The following is a 13,573-nucleotide window of genomic DNA, read 5'->3' as shown; positions in this document are numbered from 1 at the left end:
GGTGGGGCGTTCGAGGACGGGCGGGACGAGAACACGCGGTGCTGGATCGGGGCATCCGAAGCGGACGCCCGCGCGTCTTGACGGGTATGGACACCGAAAAGGCCGTCGCCCCCGGCGCGCAGTCCCTGGCGCGTACGCCCGCGCAGGCGCCCGAGGGATGTCTCGCCGTGGCGATCCGCGTGCCCGTGCGGATCGTCGTCCTCGTGCTGGTCGTGCCGGTGCGGCTCGTCTGGGACGCGCTCGCCGGCGGCGGCCGGTTCCTGTACCGCGCGGTGCTGCGGCCACTGGGCCGCGTGGTGTTCGTCCGGCCGTGGGCGGCGCTGTGGCGGTACCTCGTCGTGCCCCTCGCCCAGGCCCTCGGGTGGCTCGCCAACGTCCTTCTGCTCGTCCCCCTCGGCGGGTTCTGCCGGTACGTCGTGATCCCCGCCGGACGCGCGGCCGGGACCGCCCTGATGTGGGCGTACGCGCGCGTGCTCACCCCTGTCGGGCACGCGCTGGCGTGGCTCCTCCGGGGCGTCGGTTCCGCGCTCGGCGCGCTGGCGGGCGGCGGGTACCGGTTCCTCGCCCTGCTGGCGCGGTACGTGCTCGTGCTGCCGGGGGGATGGCTGTACGCGCGCGTGCTCACCCCGTTGGGACACGCGGTCGCCCGGTGCGCCGCGGGCGTCGCGCGGCTCGTGGGCCTGCTCCTCACCGGCCTGGGCACGGTCCTGTACTGGACGGCCCGTGTTTTGCTGGTGCTCCCCGCGACGGCCCTGTGGCGCGGAGTCCTCACCCCGGCAGGCCGGGCCCTCCTCGTGGTGGGGCGGGAGGTCGGGGGCGCCCTGGGACACGCCTGGCGGATCGCCGGGTACCTCTCGCTCGCCGTCGGCCGGGTCCTCGGCACCCTTCTCCGGTGGATCCTCGTGGCCCCGGCGAGCTGGTTCCACCGGACGGTGCTCAGACCGGTCGGGCACGCCGTACGGGACCTGGTCCTGCGGCCCGCCGCCGAGGCGGCGCGCGGTGCGGGCCGCCTCGGCCGGCAGGCGCTCGGCATCGCCCGCGAGACGGTACGGCAGGCCCGCGCGGACGTCCGCCGGCTGCTCCTCGGCGAACCGGTCCGGCGGCAGCCGGTGCCCTCGCGGGAACCGAACGACGCCGGTACACGTATTCTGGAGAGCAGTACGACCGCTCTCACGAAGGACTGACGACACTGGGCAAGCGACAGCCCGAAGGCCCGCCGCCCGCACCCGCGGTGCAGCGCATCCGACTGCGCTACACCAAGCGCGGCCGCCTCCGGTTCACCAGCCACCGTGACTTCCAGCGCGCTTTCGAGCGTGCGCTGCGCCGCGCCGAGGTGCCGATGGCGTACTCGGCGGGGTTCACGCCGCATCCGAAGGTGTCGTACGCCAATGCCGCACCCACCGGCACGGGCAGTGAGGCGGAGTACCTGGAGATCGCGCTCACCGCCGCGCGCGATCCCGAGACCCTGCGCCGCCTGCTCGACGAGTCGATGCCCGCCGGGCTCGACATCGTCGACGCGGTCGAGGCCCGGACCTCCGGACTCGCCGACCGGCTCACGGCTTCCGTCTGGGAGCTGAGGCTGGACGGAGTGGCGCTGGAGGAGGCCGAGCGTGCCGTGGCCGCGTTCGAAGCGGCCGAGACCGTCGAGGTCACCCGCATGGCCAAGAACGGCCTGCGCACCTTCGACGCCCGGTCCGCCGTAGCCGGTCTCGAGGCGCTCCGTCCCCAGGCCGATAGGCCGACCGACCAGCCCTGTGCGATACTGCGGCTGGTTGTTCGGCACGTGACGCCTGCCGTTCGACCCGACGACGTCCTGTCCGGTCTTCGCGCCGTGGCCGACCTGGCGCCGCCGGTCGCCGCAGCGGTGACCAGGCTGGCGCAGGGGCTGTTCGATGAAGAGACCGGCACGGTGACCGACCCGCTCGCGCCCGACCGCGAAGCAGTAGTGACCGCGCATGCCACGGTCACCGAAGCTGCCGCCGCGAAGGCGCCGGTGTAGGGAAGGTTCCGCGTAGGGACGGACGTCGTAGCGTCGCCCTCGGACTCGGGAGCCACCTGGGTCGGGCAGCGCACCGACCACAAGACTTTCGCCAGGCCGTCCGCATCTGGGCGTACGGAACCGGCGAGACAGGACACAGAGAGCTCCCGTGCGGCGCCCGCGCCCCGGACGGCGGCACCGCGCAACGCGCGAGCCGCGGACGTCACCGGCGATCATGCCGGACCAGGTGCGGCGCCCGGGAGCCTGACGGGAGAAACGCCCGCATGCTTGAACCGACCGAACCCATCGAGGGTTCCGAACCGACCACACCCAGCGACACGCTGCCGCCGCGCCGTCGGCGCCGCGCGGCATCCCGGCCGGCGGGACCGCCGGCCGCCGAGACCGCCCCCGGGACCCCCGGTACGGCGGATGGCACGGCAGACCGCGCGGACAACGTGACAGCCGAGGCTGTCGCGGCCGACGAGACGGTGGCCGACACGGCCGCCGCCGCTGACACACCGGTGGTGGCCGAGGAGTCCGCTCCCGCCGCCCGTACGCGCCGTCGTGCGACCCGCCGGGTCACCACGCCCGCCGCCGCCCCCGTGCAGGACACGGCCGCGGCCGAGGCCGTGGTGACCCCCGCAGTCGCCGCCACGGCGACCGAGGCCGCCGACGAGAGCGCCGGGGACGACGGCACCGCCGAGGAGGCCGCGCCGCCCCGGGCCCGCCGTCGCGCCACGCGCCGGGTCTCCACGCCCGCCGCCGCGGTGGAGGAGGCACCCGCCGCCGAAGCCGTTGACGCGCCCGTCCCCGCCCCGGTCGAGGAGGAGGACGAGGAGCCCGCTCCGGCCGGTCGCGGCCGTAGGCGTGCCACCCGGCGGGCGACCGCGCCCGTCGCGACTCCGCAGGGCGCCGAGAGCGTCGAGCCCCCCGCCCCCGAGGCGACCGGCCCCGCCGAAGTGTCCGAGGACGACGCCCACGCCGACGACACCGACGAGTCCGTCGAGGGTGCCGCCCCCCGCCGGACGCGCCGTCGCGCCACGCGCCGCGGCTCCGCGCCCGTAGAGGCGCCCCTGGGCGAGGAGGCCCCTGTGCACGACGAGACTCCCGCGCCCGCCGCGCAGACCGAGGCCGCCGAGGCCGCCGAGGAGACCGAGGGCGGCTCGCGCCGTCGCCGCCGGGCCGTACGCCAGCCCGCCGCCGGGTTCTCCGCGCCCGCACCGGCCACCGGCCGGGACTCGGACGCTCCGCGTCGGCCGGCCAGGCCCGCCGTCGCCGTGTTCCAGGCGCCGGTCTTCGCCGAGCCGATGTTCCAGACCGTGGAGCGCGCCGTTGCCGCCGCTGCCGCCGAGGCCGAGGAGGACGAGATCCTCCCGGAGCCCGCGGAGCCGGAGGCGGAGTCCGCTCCCGCGCAGGCCGTCGAGGAGGAGAGCGGTGGCCGCCGTCGGCGCCGTCGCCGTGGCGGCCCCGCCGTGGACGAGCCGGCCGTCGTCCCTGTCGAGCCCGTCGTCGAGGAAGTGCGCGACGAGACCGTCGAGGACGCTGAGGACCTCGACGATGTCGAGGACGCCGAGGACGAGACCGAGGAGCCCGGTTCGCGCCGTCGCCGCCGGCGTGGCGGCCGTCGCCGTCGCCGCGGTGACTCCGCCGACGCCGACGCCGCGGGTGACGACGAGGACGGCGACGAGCAGGACGAGCGGCACGCCGACCAGGACCCGGCGGACACCGCCGAGCAGGCCGACGAGGCCGACGCCGATGACACCGACGACGCCGACGACGAGCACGGTGGTTCGGGATCGAGCAGCAGCCGTCGCCGCCGGCGTCGGCGCCGTCGCGCCGGTGACTCGGGCGGCGAGGCCGACCCGTCCACCGACGACCCCGAGCGCACCGTCGTCAAGGTCCGCGAGCCGCGCGCCAAGAAGGACGAGCACCCGAGCGACGAGGTGCAGTCCATCAAGGGCTCGACGCGCCTCGAAGCCAAGAAGCAGCGCCGCCGGGAAGGCCGCGAGCAGGGCCGCAGGCGTGTCCCGATCATCACCGAGGCGGAGTTCCTCGCCCGCCGTGAGGCCGTCGAGCGCGTGATGGTCGTCCGGCAGAGCGGTGAGCGCACCCAGATCGGCGTCCTTGAGGACAACGTGCTCGTCGAGCACTACGTCAACAAGGAGCAGTCGACCTCCTACGTGGGCAACGTCTACCTCGGCAAGGTGCAGAACGTGCTGCCGTCGATGGAGGCCGCCTTCATCGACATCGGCAAGGGCCGCAACGCCGTCCTGTACGCCGGTGAGGTCAACTTCGGGGCGCTCGGCATGGGCAACGGCCCGCGCCGGATCGAGTCCGCGCTGAAGTCCGGGCAGTCCGTGCTCGTCCAGGTCACCAAGGACCCGATCGGACACAAGGGCGCCCGCCTGACCAGCCAGGTCTCTCTCCCCGGCCGTTACCTGGTGTACGTCCCCGAGGGGTCGATGACCGGCATCAGCCGCAAGCTGCCCGACACCGAGCGGGCCCGGCTGAAGTCCATCCTCAAGAAGATCGTCCCCGAGGACGCGGGCGTCATCGTGCGCACCGCGGCCGAGGGCGCGAGCGAGGACGAGCTGCGCCGTGACGTCGAGCGGCTGCAGGAGCAGTGGGAGGACATCCAGAGGAAGGCGAAGGGCGGCAACGCCCCGACGGTGCTCTACGGCGAGCCGGACATGACCGTCCGGGTCGTCCGCGACATCTTCAACGAGGACTTCACCAAGGTCATCGTCAGCGGTGACGAGGCGTGGGAGACCATCCACGGCTATGTCTCGCACGTCGCGCCCGACCTGACCGACCGGCTCTCCCGCTGGACCTCCGAGGTGGACGTCTTCGCGACGTACCGCATCGACGAGCAGCTGATGAAGGCGCTGGACCGCAAGGTCTGGCTGCCCAGCGGCGGTTCGCTGGTCATCGACAAGACCGAAGCGATGATCGTGATCGACGTCAACACCGGCAAGTTCACCGGTCAGGGCGGCAACCTCGAAGAGACCGTGACCAGGAACAACCTGGAGGCGGCCGAGGAGATCGTGCGCCAGCTGCGGCTGCGCGACCTGGGCGGCATCGTCGTCATCGACTTCATCGACATGGTCCTGGAGTCCAACCGGGACCTCGTGCTGCGGCGCCTGCTCGAATGCCTCGGGCGCGACCGTACGAAGCACCAGGTCGCCGAGGTCACCTCGCTCGGCCTGGTCCAGATGACCCGCAAGCGGGTCGGGCAGGGCCTCCTGGAGTCCTTCTCCGAGACCTGCGTCCACTGCAACGGCCGTGGCGTGATCGTGCACATGGAGCAGCCGACGTCGGCCGGCGGCGGCGGTAAGCGCAAGAAGCGCGGACGGGGCGGTGACGCGCACCCGCACGACACCACCGACACCCACGAGTCGCACGAGCACGAGTCGGCCGACGAGTTCGAGATCGAGACCGAGGCCGAGGTGGCCGCCGAGGTCGCCATGCCGGTCCCGTTCGCGGAGTCCGACTTCGTGCCCGACGAGGACCTGTACAGCAGCGCCGCCGAGGCGGAGGCCGCGGCCACCCGGGGCGGGCGTTCGCGGCGCCGGTCGAGCCGGCGGGCGTCGGCTCCGGCCGGCGCGCCGAAGGCGGAGCCGCGTCAGCGCGAGGTTCCCGCGGAGGCCGAGCCGGCTGCCGTGGCGCAGGCCGAGCCGGTCGCCGTGGAGGACCCGGTCGTCGAGGCGCCCGTCGCCGAGGCTCCGGTCGCCGTTGAGGCCCCGGTCGTCGACGAGGCCGCGCCCAGGGGGCGTACGCGTCGTCGGGCGACCCGTAAGGCGACCGCGCCCGCCGGTTCCCCCGCGGGGGCGGAGGAGGCCGTGGTGACGGTCACCGAGGCCGCGCCGGTCGTCGTCGAGACGCCGGCCCCGGCCGACCGGCCCGAGGCGGCCGAGGCGCCCGCCGAGAGCGCGGCTCCGGCCCGCCCCCGGCGCCGTGCCGTGCGCAAGGCCACCGCGTCCACCGCGTCCGAGGAGGCGGCCGTCACGGTCGTACCGTCGGCCGTGGCGGAGGAGGCACCGGCCGCGGTCGAGGCGCCCTCCGCGGAGGCCCCGGCCACCGCCGAGGCCCCGGCCACCGCCGAGGCCCCGGCCACCGCGGAGGACGCGGCGCCGGGCGAGGACGCGGCTCCGGCCAAGAAGACGGCCGCCCGCAAGACGGCGAAGAAGGCCACGGCGAAGAAGGCGGCCGTCAAGAAGACGACGGCCACCAAGACCGCCGCCAAGAAGACGGCCGCGAAGAAGACGACGGCCAAGAAGGCCGCCAAGACCACGTCGAAGAAGACCGCGGCGGCGGAGCAGACGGCTCCGTCCTCCGTCACCGCCTCCACCGACGAGGACTGAACCCCGGTGTGCGACCGGTCACTGTGACCGGTCGCACACCGGGCGGGGCCCGGTTTGACCCGTTCGGCCGCGGCCCCGTAACCTTGACCGTCGGCGTGTCCACAGGTGACACGCCACATCCCCGTAAACCTCTTCCTCCCGGGCGTGTCCGCCGGGAGAGGCTGTCCGTTCTGCCGGGCGGCTGGACTGCGGGGGTGTCGTTCCCGAGCGAGAGAGTGAGATCCGCGTGTACGCCATCGTGCGCAGCGGTGGTCGCCAGCACAAGGTTGCTGTCGGCGACACCGTTGAGGTTGACAAGATTCCCACTGCCAAGGTTGGCGACACGGTCGAGCTCTCGACCCTGCTCGTTGTCGACGGCGACACCGTGACCAGTGACCCGTGGGTGCTGGCCGGTATCAAGGTCGAGGCCGAGATCGTGGACCACCACAAGGGCGTCAAGATCGACATCCTTCGCTACAAGAACAAGACCGGCTACCGCCGTCGGCAGGGCCACCGCCAGCAGTACACGGCGATCAAGGTCACGTCGATCCCCACGGCTGCGAAGTAAGGGACTGAGGAGAGATGGCACACAAGAAGGGCGCATCGTCCACCCGGAACGGTCGCGACTCGAACGCCCAGCGTCTCGGCGTGAAGCGCTTCGGTGGTCAGGTCGTCAACTCGGGTGAGATCCTGGTCCGCCAGCGCGGCACCCACTTCCACCCCGGTACGGGCGTCGGCCGTGGCGGCGACGACACGCTGTTCGCGCTGCTGCCGGGCGCGGTGGAGTTCGGTACCCACCGTGGCCGCAAGGTCGTGAACATCGTTCCGGTCGCCTGATCGGAAGCTTTCGCGAGGCGGACCTCACTTCCCTCACGGGAAGCGGGTCCGCCTTTCGCGTGTTAGGTAAAGACAGTCCCGTACGTAACTGGAGGCACATCCCATGACCACCTTCGTGGACCGCGTCGAGCTGCATGTCGCCGCGGGTAGCGGGGGCCACGGCTGTGCCTCCGTCCACCGTGAGAAGTTCAAGCCGCTCGGCGGCCCGGACGGCGGCAACGGCGGCCGTGGCGGCGACGTGATCCTGACGGTCGACCAGTCCGTCACCACGCTGCTCGACTACCACCACTCCCCGCACCGCAAGGCCACCAACGGCAAGCCCGGCGAGGGCGGCAACCGCTCCGGCAAGGACGGCCAGGACCTCATCCTGCCGGTGCCCGACGGCACGGTCGTGCTGGACGGGGCGGGCAACGTGCTCGCCGACCTGGTCGGCCACGGCACGTCGTACGTCGCCGCGCAGGGCGGCCGGGGCGGTCTCGGCAACGCGGCGCTCTCCTCGGCCCGCCGCAAGGCGCCCGGCTTCGCGCTGCTCGGTGTGCCCGGCGGCCTCCAGGACATCGTCCTGGAGCTGAAGACGGTCGCGGACGTGGCGTTGGTGGGCTACCCGAGCGCCGGCAAGTCCTCGCTGATCTCGGTGCTGAGCGCCGCCAAGCCGAAGATCGCCGACTACCCCTTCACCACCCTGGTGCCGAACCTGGGCGTCGTCACCGCGGGCGAGACGGTCTACACCATCGCCGACGTACCGGGTCTGATCCCCGGCGCCAGCCAGGGCAAGGGCCTCGGCCTCGAATTTTTGCGGCACGTCGAGCGGTGCAGCGTGCTCGTGCACGTCCTGGACACGGCGACCCTGGAGTCCGAGCGCGATCCGCTCTCCGACCTCGACACCATCGAGGAGGAGCTGACGCAGTACGGCGGGCTCGACAACCGGCCGCGGCTGGTCGTCCTGAACAAGATCGACGTACCGGACGGCAAGGACCTGGCCGAGATGGTGCGCCCGGACCTGGAGGCGCGCGGCTACCACGTCTACGCGGTGTCGGCGGTCGCGCACACGGGGCTGCGTGAGCTGTCCTTCGCGCTCGCGGAGCTCGTCGCCGGGGCGCGGGCCGCGAAGCCGAAGGAGGAGGCGACCCGGATCGTGATCCGCCCGAAGGCCGTCGACGACACCGGCTTCACCGTCGTACGGGAAGAGGACGGGCTGTTCCGGGTGCGTGGCGAGAAGCCCGAACGCTGGGTGCGCCAGACCGACTTCAGCAACGACGAGGCTGTCGGCTACCTCGCCGACCGGCTCAACCGCCTCGGTGTGGAGGAGGCGTTGATGAAGGCCGGCGCCCGCTCCGGTGACGGCGTCGCCATCGGTCCCGAGGACAACGCGGTCGTCTTCGACTGGGAGCCCACGGTCATGGCCGGCGCCGAGATGCTCGGCCGGCGCGGTGAGGACCACCGGTTCGAGGAGCCGCGCCCGGCCACCCAGCGCCGCCGCGACAAGCAGGCCGAACGGGACGAATCCACGAAGGAGTTCGACGACTTCGAGCCGTTCTAGCCTTCACAGGCTACGAGTCGCGCGTTCCCACTGGGCGCGGAGAGGATCCCGACCCTCTCCGCGCCCAGAGGCTTTTCAGTTGCCCGGAGCTGACTGATGCTCCGTCAGAAATCGGTGGGGTGTGGCCCGTAGCCGCGCCCGGGGTGCCGCTCGTTGAGGCACTGTCGCGCCGGGCCCGACACCGTTCGCCCATGACCCGCCGCGGTAGGTCATGTGTTGCTCGCTCATTTGTCATGTACGCGATTCCCTCCGTTCAGCGGGCGGGACTTCGCGCGCTGTGAGCTTCCAGGTGACCCAAGGGACCAGCGTCGCAAGGGAGTTCACGATGACCGGAGCCGTATCACCCGATCGACGACGTTTTCTCGCGGCCGGAGCCGCGGTGCTCGGGGCCGCGGCCACCGCCCAGCTGTGGCTGCCGGCCAGCGCCCAGGCGGCCGAAATCCCGTTGCCCGATGGTGTGTTCGCCCTCGGTGTCGCCTCCGGCGACCCGCTGCCCGACGGCATCGTCCTGTGGACGCGACTCGCCCCCGACCCGCTGAACGGCGGCGGCATGCCCGACAGCGTGGTGCCCGTCGAGTGGGAACTCGCCGAGGACGCGCGCTTCAAGAAGGTCGCGCGCCGGGGCGTCGCCCACGCCCGCTCCGAGTACGGGCACAGCGTGCACGTGGACGTACGGGGACTGCGCCCCGGGCGCGACTACTGGTACCGCTTCCGGGCCGGCGGCCGGCTCTCCGCCACGGGCCGCACCCGCACCGCGCCGCACCCCACCGCCTCCGGCGGCGCCCTGCGGGTGGCTCTCGCCTCCTGCCAGAACTGGCAGCACGGCTACTTCACGCCGTACGCCGACATGCTGGCGCAGGACCCCGACTTCGTGCTCTTCGTCGGCGACTACATCTACGAGTCGGTGCCGTCCTCGGCGGGGCCGCGCCGCCACGAGGGCACGGGGGAGCCGTACACGCTGACGCAGTACCGCAACCGGTACGCGCAGTACCGCGGCGACCCGGACCTCGCGGCGATGCACGCGAACGCCCCCTGGGTGGTCACCTTCGACGACCACGAGGTGGACAACGACTGGGCGGGCCAGGTGCCCCAGGATCCCGACAAGCAGACGCACGACGCGTTCGTGGCCCGGCTGACGGCGGCCTTCCAGGCGTACTACGAGCACATGCCGGTCCGGGCCGGCGCCGTGCCGAGCGGGCCGCACATCCACATGTACCGGCGCCTGGAATTCGGCCGGCTGATGCGGCTCAACGTGCTCGACACCCGGCAGTTCCGCAGCGACCAGGCCACCACCCAGGCCGGCGCCGAGGACCCGTCGGCGACGATGATGGGCGCCGAACAGAAGAAGTGGCTGCTGCACGGGCTGCACCGCTCGCCCGCCCGCTGGAACGTCGTCGCCTCGCAGATCATGATGGCCGAGACGGACCTCCAGATCGGTGAAGGCAAGCTCTGGTACTACGACGCGTGGGACGGCTACCAGGCCGAACGCAACGCCCTGCTGCGGGAGTTCGGGACCGTCCGCAACCCGGTGGTGCTGAGCGGCGACCGTCACCTCACGATGATCAGCGACCTCAAGGAGGACTTCGCGGATCCGTCCTCCAAGGTCGTCGGCGCCGAGTTCGTGGGCACGTCCGTCTCCAGCAACGGCGACCAGGACCAGGCCGCCTTCCACGCCCAGTGGGACCCGCTGATGCCGGACAACCCGCACTGGAAGGTGATCGACGCCCACCGCGGCTACCACCTCTTCGACATCCGCCGCGACGGCATCGACGCGACGGTCCGGGTGGTGGACACCGTCCTCGCGCCGCAGGCGACCGCGAGCACCCACGCCACCCTGCGCGTGGAGTCGGACGACCCCGGCGTCCGGGTCGTCTGAGCCGGGTAGCGCGGAACGCCGTAGGGCGTCCGACGGGGGAGGAGTCCGGGACTCATCCGCGTCCCAGACTCCTCTCACGGCAGACTCACGAACAACTCTTACCTTCCTTTGACCATGGAGACTGACTGTACGAACACCCCGCTGCCGGCCGGCACCCGGCTGCTGCACATCGGCCCGCACAAGACCGGGACCACCGCCGTCCAGGGCGCGCTGTTCGCCGCGAAGGACGCGATGGCCAGGCACGGCGTCGACTTCCCGGCGGCCACCAGACATCCGATGGAAGCGGCCCTCGCCGCCTGCGCCCGGCCCGCGATGATGGGCGACACCGTGCCCACCGACGAGCACTGGACCCGGCTGCTGGCCCGGGTGGCCGCCACCGGCGGGCGCACCTCGGTGATCAGCAGCGAGTTCTTCGCGGACGCCCCCGACGACGAGACCGTCGCCCGCATCATCCGACAGCTCGGCGGCGACCGCGTACAGGTGGTGGTGACCCTGCGCCCCCTGGTGCGGATCATGCCCTCGCAGTGGCAGCAGTACGTGCAGAACGGGCTGCGCATGGGGTACGAGGACTGGCTTGAGCACATGCTGCGCAAGGCCCCCTACGAGCAGCCCAACCCCAGTTTCTGGCACCGCCACCGGCACGACCGGCTGGTCGAGCGCTGGGTCCGGGCCGTCGGGCCCGGCCGGGTCACCGTCGTCGTGGTCGACGACCGTGCGCGGGACGGCCTGCTGCGCACCTTCGGGACACTGCTCGGACTGCCCGACGGAGTGCTGAGGCCCGTACCGGACGCGGCGAACCGCTCGCTCACCCTCGCCGAGACCGAAATGCTGCGGAATCTTAATGTGGAATTCCGCGGCAATGGACTCCCCGACGAGCTGTATTCCGCGCTCGTGCGCAACGGCGCGGTCATGCATATGAAGAACACGTGCAGCCCGGCACCGCACGACGTGAAGATCTCCACACCCCGGTGGGCCGTCGAGGCGGCGGCCGGGATCGGCGCCGGGATCACCGCCCGGATCGCCGGAATGGGCGTACGGGTCCTAGGAGATCCCGCGCTTCTGTCGGCGGTACCGGAAACCGTGGACGAGATGCCGCACCGGCCCCGGATCGCCCCCGAGGTGGCTGCTCAGGCGCTGTACGGCGCCCTCGCGGCGGCGGCCTCGGCGCCCGTGCGGCACAGCGCCCCGGCGAAGGCGCGCACCGTGCACCAGACACCCTCGCGCGAGCTGGTCAAGGTCCTCGGCCACCGCTGCCTGCGGCGACTGCGCCGCGGCTGAGGCACACCCCGCCCGGCGGCCGGCAGTGCAAGGTGAATGACAGGTTGCGGGCGCATATGCGGCAGTGGTCGCTCGCCTTGCACTGCGGTTACCGCTAGTGGGACCATTTGCTGTCCCCCGTTGTCCCGAGGTAGGTCACCTGTGTCGCACATAGCCAAGCCCCGTACCACCGCAGTGATCCTGGCCGGCGGTACCGGTCAGCGCGTGGGTCTCCAGATCCCGAAGCAGCTGCTGAAGATCGCCGGCAAGGCAGTCATCGAGCACACCCTGACCACCTTCGAGAACACCGACTCGATCGACGACATCATCGTCCTCATGGCCCCCGGCTATGTCCCGGACATCGAGAAGATCGTCGCCAAGGCCGGCTTCCGCAAGGTCACCAAGGTCATCGAGGGCGGTTCCACCCGGAACGAGACCACCGAGCGCGCCATCGCGGCCCTCGGCGAGGGTCTGGCCGAGGGCGAGGACCGCAACGTCCTCTTCCACGACGCCGTGCGCCCCCTGCTCTCGCGCCGTGTGATCGACGACTGTGTCGTGGCGCTGGAGCGCTTCCACGCCGTCGACGTGGCCATCCCGTCCGCGGACACCATCATCGTCACCCGCACCCACGGCGACGACGGCGAGTTCATCACCGAGATCCCGGACCGCTCCCGGCTGCGCCGCGGCCAGACGCCCCAGGCGTTCAAGCTGTCCACGATCCGCCGCGCCTACGAGGTCGCGGCCGGGGACCCGAACTTCCAGGCCACCGACGACTGCTCCGTCGTGCTCAAGTACCTGCCGGACGTGCCGATCCACGTCGTCGCGGGCGACGAGTACAACATGAAGGTCACCCAGCCGGTCGACGTCTTCATCGCCGACAAGCTCTTCCAGCTCGCCTCCACCGCCGCCCCCGAGCAGGTCGACGAGGCCGCCTACCGCGAGCTGCTCACCGGGAAGACCTTCGTCGTCTTCGGCGGCTCCTACGGCATCGGCAAGGACATCGCCGAGCTGGCCGAGGGCTACGGCGCCACGGTCTACGCGCTCGGCCGCTCCACCACCGGCACGCACGTCGAGAACCCCGAGGAGGTCGACGACGCGCTCTCCAAGGCGTACGCCGAGACCGGGCGCATCGACTACGTCGTCAACACCGCCGGCGTCCTGCGCATCGGCAAGCTGGCCGAGACGGACAACGCGACCATCGAGCAGGCCCTCAAGGTCAACTACCTGGCGCCGGTGCAGATCGCCCGCTCCTCCTACAAGTACCTCGCCGAGAGCAAGGGTCAGCTGCTCCTCTACACCTCCAGCAGCTACACCCGGGGCCGCGCGGAGTACAGCCTCTACTCCTCGACCAAGGCCGCGATGGTGAACCTCACCCAGGCCCTCTCCGACGAGTGGGGCGCTGACGGCGTCCGGGTCAACTGCATCAACCCCGAGCGCACCGCCACCCCGATGCGCACCAAGGCCTTCGGCCAGGAGCCCGCGGGCTCGCTCCTCTCCTCCGAGGCCGTGGCCCGCACCTCGCTCGACGTGCTGCTCTCCGAGCTGACCGGACATGTCATCGACGTCCGCCAGCAGGACCCGACGGCCGGCGCGGCCACCGCCTCCGGCTTCGAGGCGGCGCTGGCCACCGTGCTCGACCGTCAGGACGGCGTGTAATAATCGGAAGTAATTAGGTTTTACCAGGAATTCAGGCCTCCGTGGTCGCCCGTTCAGGAGCGTTCACGGGGGCCTGAGTCCTTGGCTCG

9 protein-coding genes are annotated in these 13,573 nt (G+C 72.0%); all 9 read left to right on the top strand.

Annotated features, from left to right (window positions below; genetic code table 11):
- Positions 1-86: 86 nt before the first annotated feature.
- Entirely contained in the window at positions 87-1,184 is a 1,098-nt protein-coding gene (locus ABZT12_RS05400) for a hypothetical protein (protein ID WP_356377599.1), read from the top strand.
- 47 nt (positions 1,185-1,231) lie between these two features.
- On the top strand, positions 1,232-1,999 hold the full coding sequence (locus ABZT12_RS05395; protein ID WP_356377596.1) for a TIGR03936 family radical SAM-associated protein: 768 nt from the start codon (positions 1,232-1,234) through the stop codon (positions 1,997-1,999).
- A gap of 263 nt (positions 2,000-2,262) precedes the next feature.
- Positions 2,263-6,339 (top strand): Rne/Rng family ribonuclease, encoded by a 4,077-nt coding sequence (locus tag ABZT12_RS05390; protein ID WP_356377593.1) that lies wholly within the window; start codon positions 2,263-2,265, stop codon positions 6,337-6,339.
- 226 nt (positions 6,340-6,565) lie between these two features.
- Positions 6,566-6,886, top strand: coding sequence for a 50S ribosomal protein L21 (gene rplU / locus ABZT12_RS05385; RefSeq protein ID WP_356377590.1), 321 nt, complete (start codon positions 6,566-6,568; stop codon positions 6,884-6,886).
- A 14-nt stretch (positions 6,887-6,900) separates the two neighbouring features.
- Positions 6,901-7,155 carry a 50S ribosomal protein L27 gene (gene rpmA / locus ABZT12_RS05380; protein ID WP_356377587.1) on the top strand — a complete coding sequence of 85 codons (255 nt, stop codon included), beginning with the start codon at positions 6,901-6,903 and terminating at the stop codon, positions 7,153-7,155.
- A 103-nt stretch (positions 7,156-7,258) separates the two neighbouring features.
- Positions 7,259-8,695, top strand: a complete 1,437-nt coding sequence (obgE, locus tag ABZT12_RS05375) for a GTPase ObgE (RefSeq protein ID WP_356377584.1) — start codon at positions 7,259-7,261, stop codon at positions 8,693-8,695.
- 325 nt (positions 8,696-9,020) lie between these two features.
- Positions 9,021-10,571, top strand: a complete 1,551-nt coding sequence (locus ABZT12_RS05370; protein WP_356377581.1) for an alkaline phosphatase D family protein — start codon at positions 9,021-9,023, stop codon at positions 10,569-10,571.
- Positions 10,572-10,685: 114 nt separating this feature from the next.
- Entirely contained in the window at positions 10,686-11,849 is a 1,164-nt protein-coding gene (locus tag ABZT12_RS05365; RefSeq protein ID WP_356377578.1) for a hypothetical protein, read from the top strand.
- A 141-nt stretch (positions 11,850-11,990) separates the two neighbouring features.
- Positions 11,991-13,484 (top strand): bifunctional cytidylyltransferase/SDR family oxidoreductase, encoded by a 1,494-nt coding sequence (locus ABZT12_RS05360; protein ID WP_356377575.1) that lies wholly within the window; start codon positions 11,991-11,993, stop codon positions 13,482-13,484.
- Positions 13,485-13,573: the final 89 nt, after the last annotated feature.

The sequence above is a fragment of the Streptomyces sp. NPDC005423 genome, assembly GCF_040606415.1.
Classification (GTDB): domain Bacteria; phylum Actinomycetota; class Actinomycetes; order Streptomycetales; family Streptomycetaceae; genus Streptomyces.
This window is presented reverse-complemented; position numbering and strand designations above follow the sequence as displayed.

What these genes read in the sequence shown, in the direction of transcription:
- ABZT12_RS05400 (WP_356377599.1), top strand. Translation starts at nt 87, where the DNA reads ATGGACACCGAAAAGGCCGTCGCCCCCGGCGCGCAGTCCCTGGCGCGT.
- ABZT12_RS05390 (WP_356377593.1), top strand. Translation starts at nt 2,263, where the DNA reads ATGCTTGAACCGACCGAACCCATCGAGGGTTCCGAACCGACCACACCC.
- rpmA (WP_356377587.1), top strand. Translation starts at nt 6,901, where the DNA reads ATGGCACACAAGAAGGGCGCATCGTCCACCCGGAACGGTCGCGACTCG.
- obgE (WP_356377584.1), top strand. Translation starts at nt 7,259, where the DNA reads ATGACCACCTTCGTGGACCGCGTCGAGCTGCATGTCGCCGCGGGTAGC.
- ABZT12_RS05370 (WP_356377581.1), top strand. Translation starts at nt 9,021, where the DNA reads ATGACCGGAGCCGTATCACCCGATCGACGACGTTTTCTCGCGGCCGGA.
- ABZT12_RS05365 (WP_356377578.1), top strand. Translation starts at nt 10,686, where the DNA reads ATGGAGACTGACTGTACGAACACCCCGCTGCCGGCCGGCACCCGGCTG.